This is a genomic window from Vibrio misgurnus (assembly GCF_029635775.1).
GTDB lineage: Bacteria > Pseudomonadota > Gammaproteobacteria > Enterobacterales > Vibrionaceae > Vibrio > Vibrio chanodichtyis.
Genome location: NZ_CP113241.1, coordinates 1,877,326 through 1,897,476 on the forward strand (window position 1 = coordinate 1,877,326; position 20,151 = coordinate 1,897,476).

The following is a 20,151-nucleotide window of genomic DNA, read 5'->3' on the forward strand; positions in this document are numbered from 1 at the left end:
GATAGGCATGGTTGGATTTTGCCACACCTGAGTTAATCCACTCTGTAGTGGTATCCAATTGATTAATGTTTGTACTTTACCCCATACGGGGGTGAATACAGAGAAGTTAGTTGTAGTACATGAAACAGATATAACAAAGCCTTGACGGTCACCACAAAGGTCATCACAATGTGGAATCCATCAAGGCTTATCTTTAAGTTACAATGAGTTAGATGCAGGGATTAACCTAATCTTATTCCCACTCAATGGTTGCTGGTGGCTTACCTGAGATGTCATACACCACACGAGAAATGCCATTCACTTCATTGATGATCCGGTTAGACACTTTGCCTAAGAACTCATATGGCAGATGCGCCCAGTGTGCGGTCATAAAGTCGATGGTTTCCACCGCGCGCAGTGACACGACCCAATCGTACTTACGGCCATCGCCCATTACGCCCACTGAGCGTACTGGTAGGAACACGGTAAAGGCTTGTGAAACCTTGTTGTACAGATCGGCGGCATGCAGTTCTTCAATAAAGATCGCATCGGCACGACGCAGTAAATCACAGTACTCTTTCTTCACTTCGCCCAGTACGCGCACGCCAAGGCCTGGTCCTGGGAATGGATGGCGGTACAGCATGTTGTAAGGTAAGCCAAGCTCAAGGCCAATTTTGCGCACTTCGTCTTTAAACAGTTCACGCAGTGGCTCAACCAGACCCATTTGCATATCATCTGGTAAACCGCCTACGTTGTGGTGCGATTTGATCACATGCGCTTTACCGGTTTTAGACGCAGCCGATTCGATCACATCTGGGTAGATAGTACCTTGTGCCAACCATTTAGCGTTGCTAAGTTTTTTCGACTGTTCATCAAACACTTCAACAAACACACGACCAATGGTTTTGCGTTTAGCTTCTGGCTCATCAATGCCTTCTAGTGCGCTTAAGAAACGCTCTTCGGCATCAACTTTGATGATGTTGAGACCAAATTTGTCACCAAACATATCCATCACTTGCTGGCCTTCATTTAAGCGCAGCAAACCGTTGTCAACAAATACGCAAGTTAGACGGTCACCAATCGCACGGTGTACCAACATCGCCACGACCGAAGAGTCAACACCACCAGACAGGCCAAGGATCACTTCATCGTTACCGACTTGCTGTTTAATCCGTGCCACAGCATCTTCAATGATCGATTCCGAAGTCCACAGACGCTCACAACCACATACGCCCAGCACAAAGTTTTCCAGCATCTGTAAACCCTGTTTGGTATGGGTCACTTCAGGGTGGAACTGCACGCCGTAGTATTTTTTCTCTTCATTGGCCATCGCAGCGTATGGGCAAGTATCGGTTTCGCCAATCTTGACGAAATCGGCCGGAATTTCGACCACTTTGTCACCGTGGCTCATCCAAACGTCTTGTGTCAGATCAAGACCTTTAAACAGCGCGGATTCGCCAGCAATTTTCACTTGAGCATAACCAAACTCACGCTCATCAGACGTTGCCACGCGGCCACCGAGCTGCTCAGCCATGGTCTGCATGCCGTAGCAAACACCAAACACTGGCACGCCACTGTCGAACACATATTGTGGGGCGCGTGGCGAATTGGCTTCGGTCACGCTTTCTGGGCCACCAGAAAGAATAATGCCATCTGGATTGAATTCGCGAATATCCGCCTCTTCGACATCCCAGCTCCACAGCTCACAGTACACACCAATTTCGCGCACGCGACGGGCTACCAGTTGAGTATATTGCGATCCAAAATCGAGGATCAGAATTCGTTGGTCATGAATATTCTTAGTCATTATTTAGCAGTCTTATCAGCCGAGAATTAAATACAGGTAACAGTTAAAAGCAGGTGAGTCATCATATCGAGTGATGAACGGAGGCGAGTCTACTCGCCTCACATTGACTCATCAAGCATTAAAGCAAACGTTTACGCTTAGCCCATACGGTAGTTTGGTGCTTCTTTGGTGATCTGTACATCGTGCACGTGAGACTCTTTCATACCCGCGCCAGAGATACGCACAAATTGTGCTTTAGTACGCAGATCTTCTACCGTCGCCGAGCCAGTTAGGCCCATACAAGAGCGTAAGCCACCCATTTGTTGATGGATGATCTCTTTGAGTAGACCTTTGTAAGCGATACGGCCTTCAATACCTTCTGGAACCAGCTTGTCTGCTGCATTATCGGTTTGGAAGTAACGATCTGAGGAACCTTTTGACATCGCACCCAGTGAGCCCATGCCACGGTAAGCTTTATAAGAGCGGCCTTGGAACAGGATCACTTCGCCCGGCGCTTCTTCAGTACCAGCAAACATTGAACCTACCATCACACAAGAAGCCCCCGCCGCAATCGCTTTGGAAATATCGCCCGAAAAGCGAATACCACCATCGGCAATCACAGGGATACCAAACTCTTGTGCCACGCCTGCTGCATCAGCAATCGCGGTCACTTGCGGTACACCCACACCGGTCACGATACGCGTAGTACAGATAGAGCCAGGACCAATCCCCACTTTTACAGCACTCACGCCGGCTTCGATCAATGCACGAGCACCTTCAGCCGTAGCTACGTTACCACCGATGATTTCAAGGTGTGGATAAGCGGCGCGAGTTTCGCGGATACGCTGTAAAACGCCTTCAGAGTGACCGTGTGAAGAGTCGATCAGCAGTACGTCAACGCCCGCTTCAACCAACGCTTTAACTCGCTCTTCATTACCCGGAGCCGCACCAACTGCCGCCCCCACACGCAGACGGCCTTGCTCATCTTTACATGCGTTAGGTTTGCTTTCCGCTTTATGGAAGTCTTTCGCCGTGATCATGCCTTTGAGTAAAAACTCATCATTGACCACCAGAATTTTCTCAACCCGCGCTTTGTGCATCTGTTCTTGCACTTCAGCACCGGTCGCACCCTCTTTAACGGTCGCCAGACGCTCTTTTGGCGTCATAACAGCAGCAACCGGTTTGGTTAGGTCAGTCACAAAACGGACATCACGCCCAGTAATGATCCCCACCAGTTCATTGTGTTCGGTCACGACAGGGAAACCAGCAAAACCATGGCGATGAGTCAGTTCCATCACATCGGCAATGGTTTGCTCTGGGCGCACTGTGACCGGATGTGTCACCACCCCCGCTTCAAAGATTTTTACTTGGTGAACTTGAGCCGCTTGCTGTTCAATCGACATATTCTTGTGAATAAAGCCAATGCCACCTTCTTGAGCCAGAGCGATCGCAAGACGTGCTTCCGTGACAGTATCCATCGACGCAGACACCATAGGAATGTTTAGCGCAATATTTTTGGTCAGCCGAGTGCGAAGATCAGCAGTATTAGGAAGAACGGTAGAATGAGCAGGAACGAGTAAAACGTCGTCAAAGGTTAGAGCTTCTTTTGCGATTCGTAGCATGTGCAATATCTCACAACAGGAGTGTTAAGAACGAAAACCCACTTTATCGTTTCGCGTAATAAAGGGATTTATATTTGATATTGCGGACGGATTATACGCCCGAGGCAATCGGTTGACTACACATTTATTCATTTTTTATTTGCATTTTACCCCTTGTTATGTATTATCTTGCGGCTAATTTCCATACCCACGTCTGGGAGATCAGCCTTGTCCTCTCCTGCTCGCAATCCAAGTATCTACACCGTTTCCCGTTTAAATGCTGAAGTCCGTTTGTTACTAGAAAATGAAATGGGCATCGTCTGGCTGATCGGGGAAATATCTAACTTCTCTGCCCCTGTTTCAGGCCACTGGTACCTCACCCTCAAAGACAGCCAAGCGCAAGTCAAATGTGCGATGTTTAAGGGCAATAACCGTCTGGTCAATTTCAAGCCACAAAATGGCCAGCAAGTGTTAGTCAAAGCGCGACTCTCTTTGTATGAACCGCGTGGCGATTACCAAATCATCCTTGAAAGCATGCAGCCAGAAGGCGACGGCCGTTTACAGCAGCAGTTTGAACAACTGAAGATGCAGCTGGCCGCAGAAGGGTTGTTTGCTCAAAGCCGTAAACAAGCATTACCAGAACATCCACGCTGTGTCGGGATCATCACCTCACGCACGGGCGCGGCACTGCACGATATTTTGCAAGTGCTCAAACGGCGTGATCCTCAGTTGCCGGTCGTCATTTATCCAACCTTAGTGCAAGGTGAAGAAGCCGCGCTACAGATTGCTCAAGCGATTGGTCGCGCCAACTCACGCGCCGAGTGTGATGTGTTGATTGTGGGCCGTGGTGGGGGCTCATTGGAAGATTTATGGTGTTTCAATCATGAAATCGTCGCGCGGACTATCGCAGCCAGTCAGATTCCAATCATCAGTGCGGTCGGGCATGAAGTAGATGTCACGATTGCCGATTTTGTCGCCGACATGCGTGCTCCAACCCCTTCTGCGGCAGCAGAACTGGTCAGCCGAGATCAACGCCATAAACAGCAGTTACTGGTGCAATGGCCTGCCAAATTAGCAAGTGCAATGCGTCACTATTTGGCTCAGCAACATACTCAGTTTACTCGCTTACATTACCAACTGGATAAACAGCATCCTCAAGCGCGCCTAGAGCGCCAACAGCAGCAATTAGATGAATTAAGCCTGCGGCTGACCCAAAAAATCCAGCGCCACTTGCATAGTCAGCAGCAGCGCTGTGATCATTTACGCCACAAGATCCAATTGCATTCACCACTGCAACTGATCCACCAGCAGCGTTTTGATCTCCTCCAACAGCAGCAGCGTATTACTCAGTCCACTCAGCAGCATAGGATCCAAGCGCGCCACCAATTAGCTTTACTCAGTGAGAAATTGGACGCGGTAAGCCCACTGGCCACCTTAGCCCGTGGTTATTCGGTGACTCGTCAACTCAGCGGTGAATTAGTACGCGAATGCGCACAAGTAAAAGCGGGTGACTACTTGGTCACCCAACTGCGAGATGGTGAAATCAGATCTGTGGTGAGTTCTGATTAACCGGTTGGAAGATAAAGCGAATTTTCGACTTCGATTTCAGCTCATTACACTGATTACAGAAATAATTGGCCGCACCACAAGCTTGTAGTTTTTGTAATTCACCCGCGCATTGTGGACAAAATCCCACCTTACGATAATCCTGAGTACAGGCAGTACAATGATACTGCCCTACCCATTCCAATTGCTGGCTGCACACCGGACATAGGTTGTCCATATGACGACTCCTGATCTTTTTGCATTACATCACATAATCTATCAAGCAAAGATCATCCGCGATGATCTTTATCACGCTTGCGCCGTTGAACGCACAGCATTTAACCAATAACTGATACTCTTTTAAACAAGATCCTAAGCTGATCTTGTGCTCAAAAGGTTTTGATCAGCGATCAGCCCATAAAAGAACTTTTATATAACCACCCACCGAAAGCATAAGTTACATATCCTGCATTTCAATTTTAAACAGATTAAAACACTTAAAAAATCCATTTTATCGACAGCAAACAGAATATAACAAAAAGATCATTCCCATTCTGCCGCTTGTACCTTCGTCACCGCGATAATATGTTGTTGATCGAGCGATTTAAGTGTCACTCGGATCGATCCCAATGCCTTTAAACCATTGCTGTGCGTGCCACCACAAGCAATTTTCGCGATCTGAGCTTCATGTAAGTCACACACCCAATAACGCGAATCGGTGAGCGTCGAACCCGCACACTCCAACCCAATCGGACTGGCGAGTGCTAGCCACTCAGCCAACTGCTGATTAGTTTTTTGTTCTATCAAACTGAGATCTCTTAGCACATCATCACTATTTAAACCGCGCTTACGCAGCGTTTTACCCAATCGATAACTATCGGTTGAGCAATCTGGCGTGACATAACTAGAAACTTGCGCATAGCTATTGAAATCAAAATAACCATGGGCATCTTTACGCTCGGCATCCTTGCGCCAATAGCTTTGCGCGAGCACTTTATTCAGCGCCAAGTAAGCCAAATGGCCAGCACTATGCCCGCGGCTTAAACTGGCTTGATATGCTGCATCGACGATCAACTGAACATGATCACCCACTGGCAGCTCCTCCGAAACTACATCTAATCGATGTACCACCACAAACACCCAGCCGCTCTCGCTACGTTTGACCGGAATCTCCTTGTCGACATACAACCGACCTGATGCTTGCTCAATCGCACCGACTAAGCATTGGCTGAGCGGATACTCCTCTCCCTGCCAGATCAGCAGACCGCGATCAGCCGGATGATCTGGCCAAATATGGCTAACCGGATGGAATGGCGTGCGATACGTCACCACATCCACCCCTGCGGAATGGGGCTGACACAGCATGATTTGGCTATCCAGTGTGGTGATCCCTTGTGGAAAAGTCACTTCAGTCGCGAAGTAGGTCATAGCATCTCTCTCCTTCAGAGACAAAAAAGCCCAAGTAAACTTGGGCTATATTGATTATTTTCTGCGGTTTTTAACCATGCTCATCAAGCGCTTACGTTGCCGCTCTTGTGAAAGCGTCATTTTGTTGGTTTTACCTTCAAATGGGTTCTCACTGTTTTGGAACTGAATACGAATTGGCGTACCCATAATTTCCAGCGCGCGACGATAGTAGTTCATCAAATAACGCTTATAAGAATCCGGCAGTTCATTCACTTGGTTACCATGGATCACGATGATCGGCGGGTTGTAACCACCCGCATGGGCATATTTCAGTTTGACACGACGTCCACGCACCATAGGTGGCTGGTGATCATCGGTGGCCATTTTCATGATCCGAGTCAGAACCGAGGTACCAACCCGAGTGGTTGCCGAGCGATAAGCTTCTTGCACCGATTCAAATAAGTGGCCGACACCAGTACCATGTAACGCTGAAATAAAGTGAATGCGGGCGAAATCAACAAAGCCGAGCCGACGATCCAACTCTTTTTTCACCCGATCTTTAACTTCGGTATCTAAACCATCCCATTTGTTGACCGCAATCACAATCGAACGCCCAGAGTTAAGCGCAAAACCAAGTAAGCTTAGGTCTTGATCTGAGATGTTCTCACGCGCATCAACCACCATCAGCACCACGTTCGCATCTTCAATCGCTTGTAGCGTTTTCACTACTGAGAATTTTTCAACGGTTTCATTGATACGCTTACGACGACGTACCCCAGCGGTATCAATCAGAACATATTCACGCTCATCTCGTTTCATCGGAATGTAGATCGAGTCACGTGTGGTGCCTGGCATATCGTAAACCACCACTCGCTCTTCACCGAGAATCCGGTTAGTCAGCGTGGATTTACCCACATTCGGGCGGCCAATAATCGCCAGCTTAATCGGTAAGTCTTGCAGGCGCTTATATTCGGCTTCCGCTTCTTCTTCGCTGTACTCTAACTGCTCTTGTTCTGGCTCTTGCTCATCGGTTAAATCGACCAGTAAGGCTTGCTCTGCTTCCATCTGTTCTGCCAGCGGGTTTAACGCACGATCAATCAGCGCACCAACACCACGACCATGTGCCGCCGCAATTTGATACATTTGATCCATGCCTAACTGCCAAAATTCGGCACAAGCGGCATCACCATCAATACCATCCACTTTATTAACCACCAACACGGCGGTCTTTTCGATACGGCGTAGGTGTTGGGCAATCGCTTCATCGGCCACGGTCAAACCGGCACGGCCATCGACCATAAACAGCACCACATCGGCTTCATCAATCGCCGCCAGTGACTGCGCGGCCATTTTGGTTTCAACCCCTTCTTCAGAGCCATCAATACCGCCGGTATCAATCACAATAAATTGGTGCTCACCCAGCTTAGCTTGGCCATATTTACGGTCGCGGGTTAAACCGGGAAAATCTGCAACTAATGCATCCCGTGTGCGAGTGAGTCGATTAAACAGCGTCGATTTACCGACGTTAGGACGCCCAACAAGAGCAACAACAGGTACCATAACAACCTCTACAAAATGTCATTTTATGTAGTTATAGGTAAACACTCTGTCACAAGCGCTAAATTTTTACCTATAACCACTTTAAACTGTGCAACTGGAGATTAACCCAATCGAGATAACGGCCTTTCACTCTCAATTTTAGGCAACAAACCCTAAATGGGGAGTAATAAAAAGCCAGTCATAAAACGCCAGCAATAAAACGGCTCCTAACTGTTGCCAGCCAGGAGCCGTGTGTGAATCATATCACAGTTTACTATTGAAGCGTCAGCTTCTTTAGCTGGCCATCACGCGTAACTATCACATAGCCATCATTTAATGCCAATGGCCCAACCGCAAAACCGCTGTTGTTGACCAGCTGCTGTGCGACAAATTCTCCACTATTACGATCCAGCCAGTGTAGATAACCTTGTCCATCACCGACTACCACATAGTCACCGATCATTTTTGGGGCAGTCAGCAAACGGTGTTCAAGCTGGGTGTTACTCCACAGCTCGGTACCACTGCGCGTATCAACCGCCACGAGATGATCTTTATCGGTCACCAGATAGAGGCGACTACCATCGGTCGCCATATCGATGGTGGCAGAATAATTACGCTTCCAGATTGGCTGGCCTGAGCGTAAATCTATCGCCATCAATTGGCCGTTAAATCCAACCGTAAATAGCGTACCACCAATCACCAATGGCGATGCATCGACATCGACTAAGCGATCAATTTCCGTCGCCCCTTTCGGCTGCCCGACCGGCTGTTGCCAAATCAGTTGACCACGCTCAGCAATCGCGGCGGCCAAGCGTCCACTTGGGGTTCCCCAAAATACCCCTCCCGCCACTGCGGTAGGCCGACTATCACCACGCAGAGTTAAGGTCGGGACTTCGGTACTGATGGTCCATTTCTGGCTACCATCATCTTGCGCCAAAGCAATCAAGGTTCCACGGCTAGTATTGACGATCACCATGTTGTTGTCGGCAACGGGCGCAGCAAGTACTTCGCCATCAATCGCAGCGCTCCATAACGGTTCGCCACTCTCTGCATCTAACGCCGTCACCACGCCATTTTCACTACCGATAAATAACTTACCGAACGCTGCCGTCACCCCACCGGATAAACGAGCCGAACTGTCACCCTCGAGATCGGTGGTCCAAAGCGCTTTACCGGTTTGTGGGTCGAGCGCTTTGACAAGCCCATCACGACTAGCCACATACACTTTATCGTAAGCATAATCCGGAGCCAGTTTAGAGAAATAATGCCCAACACCATCGCCGATCGAAGCGCTCCACAGCGTTTTCGGAGTAAATGCACTTTTCACCACCGGCAGGGGTGCCATGATCACGTTTTCTTCTTCACTAGCACAGCCAGCGAGCAGTGCTAACACGCTCACTGCGACCAGCGCTTGCTTGAACAACTTCTTCATCAGCGAGTGCCCTTACTTAGCGAGATCATCCAGTTTCATTTGCAATGTTTGGCTAGCATCTGTCGCTTGTTGCGCTTCAGTGTAGGCCGCGTAAGCGCCCGTACTATCACCTTTACGCAGCAGAATATCACCACGCAGCTCTGCGACTCGTCCAGCCCAAGCAGACTGTTGAATGCTGCTTAGTTGAGCTAATGCTTCATCAAACTGTCCTTGCTCGGCTTGTACCCGTGCAACACGCAAGCTCAGCAATGGTTGTAGTGCCGGATCTTGCGTAGCACCTTTTGCCCACTCTAGCTGGGCGAGTGCTTCATCTAAGTGACCAGCTTCAACTTGCACTTTGGCCAACTGCATCGCGGCCAATACCGCGTATTCGGTTTTCGGATTAGCATCAATAAAGGTTTGCAGCGTTGCTTCAGCTGCAACGCCACCTGCCAGCAGTGCATCAACCGCTTGGCTATAGCTGTGTGAAGCAGCTTCTTGCGCAGCAACCACGGTGTCTTGGTAATAACGCCAGCCAAATAAGCCGCCCAAACCGATCACCGCACCAAACATCACGGCTTTACCGTTCTCTTTCCACCAATCTTTGATTGCTTCAACTTGTTGTTCTTCAGTATCGTAGAGTTCCACTTCCTGTCCTCTTATTTAAAATCTGTCGCGGGAGAATTACACTAAATGGGCTAATAAGCTGGCCACTTGTGCCTGAGCAACGGTGCTCTGTTCGCCGCCGATTAAATCTTTAACCACTACAGTTTGAGCCGCCACTTCATCTTCGCCCAATACCAAGGCTATCGCTGCGCCAACTTTATCGGCACGTTTAAATTGCTTTTTAAAATTACCGCCACCAAAGTGGCTCATGATCCGTAGACCGGGTACTTGCTCACGCAACTGCTCTGCCAGTTTCATTCCAGCCAGTAAAGTGCCTTCCCCTGCTGTTACCATATAGACATCAACACTACGGCGTACATCGGTATTACCGAGGGTTTCCATCATCAGCACTAAGCGCTCTAAGCCCATAGCAAAACCGACCGCTGGCGTTGGTTTACCGCCAAGCTGCTCGACTAGACCATCGTAGCGACCACCGCCACATACAGTACCTTGCGAACCCAGACTTTCAGTCACCCACTCAAACACGGTGCGATTGTAGTAGTCCAAACCACGCACTAAACGCTGATTAACCGTGTATTCGATACCTGCCGCATCGAGAAGTTCACACAGACCGGTGAAATGTTGTTTGGAATCAGCATCTAGGTAATCAGACAACTGTGGTGCATCACCTAAAATTGCTTGTACTTGTGGATTTTTTGAATCGAGCACGCGCAGTGGATTGGTGTACAGACGGCGCTGACAATCTTCATCTAACACGTTTTGATATTGTTCAAGATATTCAATCAAAGCGGTACGGTAGTTAGCACGCGCCGCGAGCGAGCCAATCGAGTTAAGCTCTAAACGTACATGCTCAGCAATACCAAGCTCGCGCCATAGGCGCGCGGTCATCATGATCAATTCAGCATCCACATCTGGTCCTTCAAGGCCAAACACTTCGACACCACATTGGTGGAACTGACGGTAACGACCTTTTTGTGGGCGTTCATGACGGAACATGGGGCCCATGTACCACAGGCGCTGTTCTTGGTTGTACAACAGACCATTTTCGATGCCAGAACGCACACAACCTGCAGTGCCTTCAGGACGCAGACTTAAACTGTCACCATTGCGGTCTGCAAAGGTGTACATCTCTTTTTCGACCACATCGGTCACTTCACCGATCGCACGACTAAATAGATGAGTCATCTCAACAATCGGCATGCGCACTTCGCTGTAGCCATAAGCGCTGATCACATTTTTCACCGCACCTTCGACTTTTTGCCAAAGTGGCGATTGGGTTGGGAGACAATCGTTCATGCCTCGGATTGCTTGAATAGTTTTTGCCACAATGCTTACCGTTATATCGTTGAGATTAATCTTGTTCTACTTGCTTAATGTCGATGCGATTTTTTTGATCTAATTGCGCCGCTTTAGCACGAATACGTGCTTCCAATTGTGCAACGAGATCATCGTTATCCAATCGCTCTTTCAAACGCACGCCATCTTCATAGAACGCACTTTTCTTATTGCTGCCCGCTAACCCTAGATGAGACACTTCAGCTTCACCAGGGCCATTGACCACACAGCCAATGATGGATACATCGATCGGGGTTAATACATCTTCCAAACGTTGTTCTAGTGCATTGACGGTACTGATCACATCAAATTCCTGACGCGAACAGCTTGGGCAGGCAATAAAGTTAATGCCACGCGAACGAATGCGCAGCGATTTTAAAATATCGAAACCGACTTTGATCTCTTCCACCGGATCAGCAGCTAGCGAAACACGCAACGTATCACCAATCCCTTCTGCCAGCAGCATGCCGAGACCAACCGCTGATTTGACCGAACCCGCGCGTGCGCCACCCGCTTCGGTGATCCCCAAATGCAAAGGTTGATCGATCTTTTGAGCTAGTAAGCGATAAGAGCCAACCGCCAGAAAAACATCAGAAGCTTTAACGCTGACTTTAAACTGATCAAAGTTGAGGCGATCCAGAATATCCACATGGCGCATCGCCGATTCGACTAACGCTTCTGGAGTCGGTTCGCCATATTTAAGTTGCAGATCTTTTTCGAGTGAACCGCCATTCACCCCAATTCGAATTGGAATATTTTTATCACGCGCACAGTCAACCACTGAGCGGATCCGCGCTTCGTTGCCGATATTGCCTGGGTTAATGCGCAAACAATCCACGCCATATTCCGCGACTTTAAGTGCGATCCGGTAATCAAAATGGATATCGGCCACTAACGGAATCGAGACTTGCTGCTTGATCAGCTTAAAGGCTTCTGCGGCTTCCATAGTCGGAACCGAAACACGCACAATATCAGCCCCGACTTTTTGCAACGATTGAATTTGTGCAACCGTGGCAGCCACATCGGTGGTGCGAGTATTGGTCATTGATTGTACGGCGATGGGCGCACCATCACCAATAGGAACGCCGCCCACATAAATACGTGTTGAGCGGCGACGCTTAATAGGAGACTCATGTTGCATAGACATTTTCTACGGTAAGGTCAATCTTGCTACTTTGCCGGAAGTATACCCAGAAAGGTCAACCGGTTCACTGGCTAATGTGATTGAGACGCCTTCTGGAGCACCCAATACCACATTATAAGGACGCTGACCGGTTAAATTTAGGCTTTGGCCGGCTTTTTTCACCCCAGTGGAGAGGGTTTTTCCAGTAGCATCTTTGACTTGAATCCAGCAATCGGCGGAAAAATTAAGTACCAGTAAAGCCGATGGTTGAGCAGGGCTAGTTGACGCTACTTGACTGGGTGCCGCGACAACAGCAGGAGCCGCTTGTGGCACCGTAACACTCACCACAGGATCAGAGCTGATCGTATTGGGTAGCACAGCAGAGGCATCGACCTCTGCTGCAGCATCACTTACTTCACTGGCTTGCGGCTCTGCAATCGCCTCCTCACTCGGTGGCAAATTATCTTGCAGATCATTCAGAGGAGGAACGCTGGCGAACTCTTGATTGGCAATACTCACCTCATCCAAATTAGAGGACTCAGATAACGTACTCATATTTGGTGGTGTTGATTCCGGAATAACGTTATTTTTCTGGCTATTTTGCCACCACCACAGCGAAGACATGCCAATAATCACCGCAAAAATCACCCAAGTAATCAGCATGATGCGACTATCGTGCAATTGGCGATTGGTTTTCTTAGAAAAGCTTTTCATATCCGGCTGGGTTGCCACTGGCGCTTGCCCATAACTCTCATCAAAAGCACACAGAACTTCCGCCTCACTCATGCCAACAGCTTTGGCGTAAGAGCGCAGATAACCACGCGTAAAAGTAGCCACCAGCCCATCTTCGAAGCTATTTTCTTCAATCCGTTCGATTAAAGAAACGCGCAATCTGAGCCGATCGGCAATTTGGCGCTGAGTGAGACCTAACTCTTGGCGCTTTTGCTTAAGTAACGTGCCTGGCGGCACTTTTTCAATGCTTGGTTGTGCCGTTTCCGGTTGGTGATCATCGTGGTGTTGAGTAGTCATCCGTAATCTTCATCTCTTTATCTGGATTAAACGGTGCATCAGTCACTTTTATGGTTGATTATCGGTAGTGTTCAGACGCGTTTGCTTAATCGGTGCAATGGGTTAGCGCTTGGCTAAAGTGGCTCAAATCAACTTTGAGGAATGAGGCCCATTCTAATAGATATTGTTGACTAAACAATAAAGAAATGGTCAATAAATCACAGTTAGTTCAAGGTTTTTGTTGGATTTGACCATTAAAAGCAGCACTTTTGGTTGATATACAATAAAAATCAAGCCAGAGACCTGCTCTGGCTTGATTAAATCGACGGATTAAAGATTTTTTATCGCGATGCTTTGTTCAGCAAGCAGTTTGGTTTTTGTACGCTTAGTGCGGTCAATCACATCACCAACCAACTGGCCACACGCAGCATCAATGTCATCACCACGTGTTTTGCGGATCGTTACCGTGTGCTCATATTGCATTAAGGTCTTTTGGAAGCGATCGATACGCGAATTACTCGGTTTCTGGTAAGGCGAGCCCGGATAAGGGTTGAACGGGATCAGGTTAATCTTACACGGGGTACCTTTCATTAATTCGGCCAGCTCATGAGCATGCTCGGTGCCATCGTTGACATGATCCAGTAATACATACTCCACCGTTACCTTACCGCGGTTGGCATTCGATGAAGCAATATAACGACGCACGGTAGCCAAGAACTCTTGAATATTCCAACGATCGTTGATCGGCATGATTTGGCTACGTAACTGATCATTCGGCGCATGCAACGAAATGGCCAGTGCCACATCGATTTGACCAATCATCTGTTCAAGACCAGAAACTACTCCTGAAGTGGAAACCGTTACTCGACGCTTAGACAGACCAAAGCCGAGATCATCGAGCATAATTTCAAGCGCTGGGATCAAGTTTTTCATATTTAGCAACGGCTCACCCATGCCCATCATCACCACGTTAGTGATCGGACGACGACCGGTCTCTTTTTCTAAGCCAATTTCACGCGCTGCACGCCATACTTGACCAATAATTTCCGACACGCGCAGATTACGGTTAAAACCTTGCTGCGCGGTTGAACAGAATTTGCACTCTAATGCACAACCGACTTGGGAAGAGACACACAACGTTGCGCGATCTTCTTCTGGGATATACACGGTTTCGACATCTTGATCACCGACACGCATCGCCCACTTAATCGTGCCATCGGCAGAGTGCTGTGCTGCTGAAACATAAGGTGCACGGATCTCACACTGCGCTTTGAGCTTCTCGCGCAGTTGTTTGTTGATATTGTTCATTTGATCGAAGTCATCACAACCAAAGTGATAAATCCACTTCATGACCTGCTCGGCGCGAAACGCTTTTTCACCCAATTGTTCGGCAAAAAATGTGCGCAAACCTTGGCGGTCAAAATCGAGTAGATTGACTTTTTCTGTGGTCATGGTGCCTCTCAGACAGACGGAACAGTAATTAAGGGCGCGAATTGTACAGCCTTTATGCAATGACAACAAGGGTCACAACGGTACGGCGAATCAAGCATCAGAGTGGGGATAGATCAGCGAGAATCCCGGTTAGACTCCAAACTGCGAACCTAACCGCCGGCAACTCAGCCAGCGATAAGTTAACGTATATAGCCAAACAACTTGGAGTTGCAGGTACGCGGCAAGTGAGTGAGTCCCCATGAGCATAGACAAGCTATGTGATTGGGGTAAACGAACCTAGCCAACACCGCTGCCGCTTCAAGTACGAAGGGGATAATAAGTTAGCGTGGGCAGATTTCTGCCTCAGGAAAGAAAAATTCAATTTCACGCGCTGCCGATGCTGGACTGTCACTACCATGCACTGAGTTATAACGCATACTCAAAGCATAATCGGCACGTAAAGTTCCACAGGCGGCCTGCTCTGGATTGGTTTTACCCATCAGTTCACGATAACGAGTGATAGCATTTTCGCCTTGTAAAACTTGCACCATAATTGGCCCTGATGTCATAAATTTTTTCAGCTCAGGGAAAAATTCTTTACCTTCATGCTCTGCGTAAAAACCGCTCGCTTGCTGTTCATTCAGGTGCACCATTTTGGCCGCCACAATCTGTAATCCAGCTTTTTCAATACGATGATAGATTTCACCAATCAGGTTACGCTGTACTGCATCTGGTTTGATGATCGAAAATGTTCTTTCTAGAGCCATAAAATGTCCTTTTGTTTGTTGTGATTATTGTGGTTTGACTACGATTGTCTGACTGCAATTGTTTGGCTGCGATAATTTGCCAAGCAATGAAACTAGGGCAGCGTAATGCGCTGCCCTTAACATGAGACTTATTGCATCAGAACCCGCGCGAGCATTTTCACACCCATGCCTGTAGCACCCGCCGCCCATTTATCGCTGGCTGATTTGCGGTAAGTGGCCGAGCAGTCAAAGTGCAGCCAACCTTGTTGATAGTTTGGCACAAAGTAAGACAAAAATGCCGCGGCAGTACTCGCACCTGGCGTGTAATCGCCACTGCTGATATTAGACAGATCCGCAAAGTTTGATGGCAGCATCTCACGATGAAACTCCGCCAGTGGCAGTGCCCACAAGGCTTCATTCTCTTGTTTCGCCGCCATTAAAGCTTGTTGACTCAGCGATTCATCAAATGAAAGTAACGCGTGGTAATCGTTACCCAAAGCATTTTTGGCCGCGCCAGTTAATGTCGCGCAATCGATGATCAGTTGTGGTTGTTGCTCACTGGCGTACAGCAAACCATCAGCCAGCACTAAGCGCCCTTCCGCATCGGTGTTGAGGATCTCAACCGTTTTGCCGTTTTTGTAGGTGATGATATCGCCCAGTTTTAAAGCGCGACCTGACACCATGTTTTCTGCACAACATAAAATCAGTTTTACCCGCTTATTTAAACCACGCAGCATGGCTAAGCCTAACGCGCCAGTGATCATTGCCGCGCCGCCCATATCAGATTTCATGGCTGACATCATATTGGAAGGTTTGAGGCTGTAACCACCCGAATCAAAAGTAATGCCTTTGCCGACTAAACAAGCAAAGACTGGCGCATTCTCATCGCCGGTTGGGTTGTAGTCGAGTTGCAACATGACGGAAGAACGTTCTGAGCCGCGCCCAACCGCGTAGATCCCCTCCCACCCTTCGGTGAGTAAATCTTTATCTTTCACAATCCGATAAGTCACACGCTCAGGAGCCAGTGATTTAATAAACTCACCGGCCATGGTTGCTAACTGGCGTGGCGCCACTTCTTCTGCGCTTTTATTGATAATGTCGCGCGTCCAATCGGTGGTTTTAATCCGCGCTTCAAGCTCAGCTTGTTCGGTTGGAGCTAGTGCAGCCCACTCAAGGGTATTGCGTTTTTTCGCTTCACGATAACCTTGGTAGAAAGCCCAAATCGTTTCCAGTTGCCAGCCTTCACCAGCTAATACTAGGCTACGGATCGCTTGATTATCTAATTTACGTGCCGCGCGCTGGATCGCACCCAGATCTTGCGCTTGGGTGACGTGGATGGTTGCCCCTTGCTCGGCAAAAGAAATCAGCGCTTTTTCTCCCCACTGAGGCTGGGCAGCTTGCGTACTCAAAAATACAGACATCGGTGTAGACATGGTTTCTCCTTGCCTTAAATATTGGCTTTATTTATGTCATCTTATAATTGACCAAGATGTTAACATTTTGACGCGTTAAAGTATCAATTGAATAAAAAAACGGACTCAATGGCCCGTTTTTTTTGATCAAAATTGTTAACCAAATGCAGTTTTTAGCGATAACTTACTCAAATTCATCCATCCAACATAAGATCACCGCTTCAAGAATTTTTTCATTGGAGTGATTCGGCTGATCGGCAAAATCGTCCAGCTCCATAATCCAACGATGCAGATCGGTAAAACGAACCGTTTTAGGATCAAGCTCAGGAAACTTGTCACACAATGCGATGGCGAGCTCGCGCGAATCTGTCCATTTCATGGTTAACCTTCCTATTGATGGTACCTCGCGAACCGCGAGGTTAACAATTAATGCTCTTCGCTCGCGTGGTTGAGGGTGTATTTCGGGATCTCAACCACCAGATCTTCATCCGCTACGCGAGCCTGACAACTGAGGCGAGATTCTGGTTCTAGCCCCCATGCTTTATCCAGCATATCGTCTTCTAGTTCATCACTCTCTTGCAGTGAATCAAAACCTTCACGAACAATACAGTGGCAAGTGGTACAAGCACACGATTTTTCACACGCATGCTCAATGGCAATACCATGTTTTAGGGCTACATCAAGAATCGTTTCCCCGATTTGCGCTTCTAAAACTGCGCCTTCAGGGCAAAGGGTTTCATGAGGCAAAACAATAATTTTAGGCATGTTGGTTGTCTCTTCAAATCTCATCAACAGAGTGGCCAGCCAGTGCGCGACGAATCGATTTATCCATTCGTTTTGACGCAAAATCCTGACTCGCTTTATCGGTGTCTTTTATTCCTTGCTCAATGGCATCGGCATTGTCGCCATTGCGTAGCTCAATCAAGCGTTCAATGGCCTGTAGTAATGTTTGGCGCTCTTGCTCAGTCAGTAGCTCATTACCATCTTCTTGTAGCGCAGCCAGTATGCCTTCAATAACCCGATCCGCTTCTACGCGCTGCTCGGCCAGTGCTCGGCTCAACATATCTTGCTTGGCGTAGGCCATCGAATCTTTCAGCATCTGAGTCACTTCATCATCGCTTAAACCATAAGACGGTTTAACTTGAATTTGAGCCTGCACTGCAGTGCTTTTTTCCAGTGCGGTGACCGACAGTAAACCATCCGCATCAACTTGATAGGTGACGCGAATGTGCGCAGCTCCCGCCGCCATCGGTGGAATACCTTTGAGTGAAAAACGCGCCAGAGAGCGGCAATCGTCGACCATTTCACGCTCACCTTGCACCACATGTACGCTCATCGCGGTTTGCCCATCTTTAAAGGTGGTAAACTCTTGCGCGCGCGCCACAGGAATGGTGGTATTACGCGGAATGATTTTCTCGACTAAACCGCCCATGGTTTCAATCCCTAACGAAAGTGGGATCACATCGAGCAGCAGCATTTCCGCATCTGGCTTATTACCGACCAGAATATCAGCCTGAATCGCCGCGCCAATCGCCACCACTTGATCAGGGTTAATGCTGGTCAGCGGGGTACGACCAAAAAACTCACCCACTTGTTCGCGCACCAATGGGGTACGGGTTGAACCTCCGACCATCACCACTTCCAGCACTTCATCCGCCGTCACTCCAGCATCTTTTAATGCGCGGCGACAGGCGAGTAAGGTCTTTTTCAGCAATGGGCTAATTAAGTTGGCTAACTGCTCACGGGTAAACGTCCCTTGCCAACCGAGTACCTTGACTTGCGCCGTCATCTGTTCGGTCAAATCAATTTTAGCTTGGCTGGCGGCATTAATCAGCGCTCGCTGCTGCTGCGCGGTTAAGTTGTTCAGTCCAATCTGCGTTTGCAGGTACTGAGCAATTAGCTGATCAAAATCATCTCCGCCCAGTGCAGAATCACCACCGGTCGCCAACACTTCAAATACGCCGCGTGACAAACGCAAAATCGAAATATCGAAAGTACCGCCACCGAGATCGTATACCGCGATCACCCCTTCTTGGCCCGAATCTAAGCCATAAGCAATCGCCGCTGCGGTCGGCTCATTGAGTAAACGCAGCACATGCAAGCCCGCTAACCCTGCAGCATCTTTGGTGGCAACGCGCTGTGCATCATCAAAATAGGCTGGTACGGTGATCACAACGCCAGCTAAATCCCCACCTAAAGTCGCCGTCGCACGCTCAGCTAACGCACGCAAAATATCCGCCGAGATCTGAATCGGGTTTTTGTCACCTTGCGCAGTTTGCACAATCGGCAAGCCCTTTTCGCTGGCTTTAAAACGATAAGGCAGATGTGGGTAGCGCTGATTGATGTCTTGCAGTGAACGTCCAAGCAGACGTTTAACCGAAATCACCGTGTTGTGTGGATCGGTTTCGGCTTGCTGACGAGCAGCATCACCGACCAAAGTTTGCTCGGCGCCATAGTTGACCACGGATGGGAGAATACTCTGCCCTTGGTCATCGACCAAGGTACTCGCCGTGCCACTGCGTACCGTCGCCACTAACGAGTTGGTGGTGCCTAAATCAATCCCTACCGCCAATTTATGCTGGTGGGGTGCCGAACTTTGACCCGGCTCTGCAATCTGAAGTAATGCCATCAGTTGTTCCTTTGAATCTTGAATTAGCCAAGCAGTTGGTCTTCGACGCGTTCGACTTCATGTTTGAGTTTGGCTATAAATTTGAGCTTTCTGACTTGATCGGCCGCCGCCGGCCACTCAGCGTGGCTCAATAAATCTTGTAACTGGGTCAGATAAGTACGCTGCATGGCGCTCACTTTGTGCTCGAAGTCGAGCAATGCCGCGTCAGGATCCGCGAGTGACGCCAGCGATTCCAACTCTTCACGCAGCTCCATCTGCTCCATTAGGAACAGCGGATCTTGCAGTGTTTGCTGCTCGGCATTCATCGCTATACCTTGCAGCGACAAAAGATATTCGGCACGCTGTAGCGGATCTTTGAGCGTTTGATAAGCATCGTTAATCTGCGCGGCTTGTTGTACTGAGAGCAGCCGATCTCGTTCAGAAGCGTTGGCAAAATTATCCGGATGGAAGCGTTTTTGCAGCATTCTAAACTGGGAAGAAAGAAGGCTACCATCCAGTTCAAACTGGATCGGCAGCCCAAATAATTCAAAATAATTCATATTGTTCGCGGTCCTGTGGTCGAGAGCGGTCTC

At 48.5% G+C, this 20,151-nt stretch carries 18 protein-coding genes; 1 reads left to right on the plus strand and 17 read right to left on the minus strand.

Annotation, left to right across the window (positions count from 1 at the left end):
• Window positions 1–232: 232 nt before the first annotated feature.
• Together guaA and guaB are read right to left on the minus strand one after the other, a co-directional pair.
• A complete protein-coding gene (gene guaA, locus OOK74_RS08620; RefSeq protein WP_277206596.1) occupies window positions 233–1,786 on the minus strand; it encodes a glutamine-hydrolyzing GMP synthase in 1,554 nt (517 codons plus the stop codon).
• Window positions 1,787–1,923: 137 nt separating this feature from the next.
• The gene (gene guaB / locus OOK74_RS08625) at window positions 1,924–3,387 is read right to left on the minus strand and encodes an IMP dehydrogenase (RefSeq protein WP_274722936.1); all 1,464 of its coding nucleotides are present in this window, start codon (window positions 3,385–3,387) and stop codon (window positions 1,924–1,926) included.
• Between the two features lie 207 nt (window positions 3,388–3,594).
• Here guaB and xseA point away from each other — a divergent pair, with 207 nt between their 5' ends.
• On the plus strand, window positions 3,595–4,935 hold the full coding sequence (gene xseA / locus OOK74_RS08630; RefSeq protein ID WP_278182614.1) for an exodeoxyribonuclease VII large subunit: 1,341 nt from the start codon (window positions 3,595–3,597) through the stop codon (window positions 4,933–4,935).
• Here the strand turns inward: xseA and OOK74_RS08635 are convergent.
• The 15 genes from OOK74_RS08635 to hscB form a co-directional block, all read right to left on the minus strand.
• Complete coding sequence (locus OOK74_RS08635) at window positions 4,910–5,149, minus strand: zinc ribbon domain-containing protein (protein WP_274722934.1); 240 nt, start codon at window positions 5,147–5,149, stop codon at window positions 4,910–4,912. The genes xseA and OOK74_RS08635 overlap by 26 nt on opposite strands.
• A gap of 305 nt (window positions 5,150–5,454) precedes the next feature.
• Window positions 5,455–6,339, minus strand: a complete 885-nt coding sequence (locus OOK74_RS08640) for an alanyl-tRNA editing protein (protein ID WP_278182615.1) — start codon at window positions 6,337–6,339, stop codon at window positions 5,455–5,457.
• Window positions 6,340–6,393: 54 nt separating this feature from the next.
• Window positions 6,394–7,878: a ribosome biogenesis GTPase Der gene (der, locus tag OOK74_RS08645; protein WP_274722932.1), complete on the minus strand. Its 1,485-nt coding sequence runs from the start codon at window positions 7,876–7,878 to the stop codon at window positions 6,394–6,396.
• Window positions 7,879–8,131: 253 nt separating this feature from the next.
• Window positions 8,132–9,289 (minus strand): outer membrane protein assembly factor BamB, encoded by a 1,158-nt coding sequence (gene bamB, locus OOK74_RS08650; RefSeq protein WP_278182616.1) that lies wholly within the window; start codon window positions 9,287–9,289, stop codon window positions 8,132–8,134.
• 12 nt (window positions 9,290–9,301) lie between these two features.
• Window positions 9,302–9,916, minus strand: coding sequence for a YfgM family protein (locus OOK74_RS08655; RefSeq protein WP_278182617.1), 615 nt, complete (start codon window positions 9,914–9,916; stop codon window positions 9,302–9,304).
• Window positions 9,917–9,952: 36 nt separating this feature from the next.
• On the minus strand, window positions 9,953–11,221 hold the full coding sequence (hisS, locus tag OOK74_RS08660) for a histidine--tRNA ligase (protein ID WP_274722929.1): 1,269 nt from the start codon (window positions 11,219–11,221) through the stop codon (window positions 9,953–9,955).
• Between the two features lie 25 nt (window positions 11,222–11,246).
• Window positions 11,247–12,371 carry a flavodoxin-dependent (E)-4-hydroxy-3-methylbut-2-enyl-diphosphate synthase gene (ispG, locus tag OOK74_RS08665; RefSeq protein ID WP_166014497.1) on the minus strand — a complete coding sequence of 375 codons (1,125 nt, stop codon included), beginning with the start codon at window positions 12,369–12,371 and terminating at the stop codon, window positions 11,247–11,249.
• A gap of 9 nt (window positions 12,372–12,380) precedes the next feature.
• The gene (gene rodZ / locus OOK74_RS08670) at window positions 12,381–13,382 is read right to left on the minus strand and encodes a cytoskeleton protein RodZ (RefSeq protein ID WP_274722928.1); all 1,002 of its coding nucleotides are present in this window, start codon (window positions 13,380–13,382) and stop codon (window positions 12,381–12,383) included.
• Window positions 13,383–13,691: 309 nt separating this feature from the next.
• The gene (gene rlmN, locus OOK74_RS08675; RefSeq protein ID WP_278182618.1) at window positions 13,692–14,813 is read right to left on the minus strand and encodes a dual-specificity RNA methyltransferase RlmN; all 1,122 of its coding nucleotides are present in this window, start codon (window positions 14,811–14,813) and stop codon (window positions 13,692–13,694) included.
• 320 nt (window positions 14,814–15,133) lie between these two features.
• On the minus strand, window positions 15,134–15,559 hold the full coding sequence (gene ndk, locus OOK74_RS08680) for a nucleoside-diphosphate kinase (RefSeq protein ID WP_166014494.1): 426 nt from the start codon (window positions 15,557–15,559) through the stop codon (window positions 15,134–15,136).
• 128 nt (window positions 15,560–15,687) lie between these two features.
• On the minus strand, window positions 15,688–16,971 hold the full coding sequence (gene pepB / locus OOK74_RS08685) for an aminopeptidase PepB (protein WP_274722927.1): 1,284 nt from the start codon (window positions 16,969–16,971) through the stop codon (window positions 15,688–15,690).
• A 163-nt stretch (window positions 16,972–17,134) separates the two neighbouring features.
• Entirely contained in the window at window positions 17,135–17,329 is a 195-nt protein-coding gene (iscX, locus tag OOK74_RS08690) for a Fe-S cluster assembly protein IscX (protein ID WP_166014492.1), read from the minus strand.
• Window positions 17,330–17,376: 47 nt separating this feature from the next.
• The gene (gene fdx / locus OOK74_RS08695; RefSeq protein WP_274722926.1) at window positions 17,377–17,715 is read right to left on the minus strand and encodes an ISC system 2Fe-2S type ferredoxin; all 339 of its coding nucleotides are present in this window, start codon (window positions 17,713–17,715) and stop codon (window positions 17,377–17,379) included.
• 13 nt (window positions 17,716–17,728) lie between these two features.
• Complete coding sequence (hscA, locus tag OOK74_RS08700; protein ID WP_274722925.1) at window positions 17,729–19,579, minus strand: Fe-S protein assembly chaperone HscA; 1,851 nt, start codon at window positions 19,577–19,579, stop codon at window positions 17,729–17,731.
• Window positions 19,580–19,602: 23 nt separating this feature from the next.
• Window positions 19,603–20,118 carry a co-chaperone HscB gene (gene hscB / locus OOK74_RS08705; RefSeq protein WP_277206603.1) on the minus strand — a complete coding sequence of 172 codons (516 nt, stop codon included), beginning with the start codon at window positions 20,116–20,118 and terminating at the stop codon, window positions 19,603–19,605.
• Window positions 20,119–20,151 lie beyond the last annotated feature (33 nt).

Excerpts from the sequence above, each read along its gene's own strand:
- guaA (WP_277206596.1), bottom strand. The coding sequence starts at position 1,786 with ATGACTAAGAATATTCATGACCAACGAATTCTGATCCTCGATTTTGGA.
- guaB (WP_274722936.1), bottom strand. The coding sequence starts at position 3,387 with ATGCTACGAATCGCAAAAGAAGCTCTAACCTTTGACGACGTTTTACTC.
- OOK74_RS08635 (WP_274722934.1), bottom strand. The coding sequence starts at position 5,149 with ATGGACAACCTATGTCCGGTGTGCAGCCAGCAATTGGAATGGGTAGGG.
- OOK74_RS08640 (WP_278182615.1), bottom strand. The coding sequence starts at position 6,339 with ATGACCTACTTCGCGACTGAAGTGACTTTTCCACAAGGGATCACCACA.
- der (WP_274722932.1), bottom strand. The coding sequence starts at position 7,878 with ATGGTACCTGTTGTTGCTCTTGTTGGGCGTCCTAACGTCGGTAAATCG.
- bamB (WP_278182616.1), bottom strand. The coding sequence starts at position 9,289 with ATGAAGAAGTTGTTCAAGCAAGCGCTGGTCGCAGTGAGCGTGTTAGCA.
- ispG (WP_166014497.1), bottom strand. The coding sequence starts at position 12,371 with ATGCAACATGAGTCTCCTATTAAGCGTCGCCGCTCAACACGTATTTAT.
- rodZ (WP_274722928.1), bottom strand. The coding sequence starts at position 13,382 with ATGACTACTCAACACCACGATGATCACCAACCGGAAACGGCACAACCA.
- rlmN (WP_278182618.1), bottom strand. The coding sequence starts at position 14,813 with ATGACCACAGAAAAAGTCAATCTACTCGATTTTGACCGCCAAGGTTTG.
- ndk (WP_166014494.1), bottom strand. The coding sequence starts at position 15,559 with ATGGCTCTAGAAAGAACATTTTCGATCATCAAACCAGATGCAGTACAG.
- pepB (WP_274722927.1), bottom strand. The coding sequence starts at position 16,971 with ATGTCTACACCGATGTCTGTATTTTTGAGTACGCAAGCTGCCCAGCCT.
- iscX (WP_166014492.1), bottom strand. The coding sequence starts at position 17,329 with ATGAAATGGACAGATTCGCGCGAGCTCGCCATCGCATTGTGTGACAAG.
- fdx (WP_274722926.1), bottom strand. The coding sequence starts at position 17,715 with ATGCCTAAAATTATTGTTTTGCCTCATGAAACCCTTTGCCCTGAAGGC.
- hscA (WP_274722925.1), bottom strand. The coding sequence starts at position 19,579 with ATGGCATTACTTCAGATTGCAGAGCCGGGTCAAAGTTCGGCACCCCAC.
- hscB (WP_277206603.1), bottom strand. The coding sequence starts at position 20,118 with ATGAATTATTTTGAATTATTTGGGCTGCCGATCCAGTTTGAACTGGAT.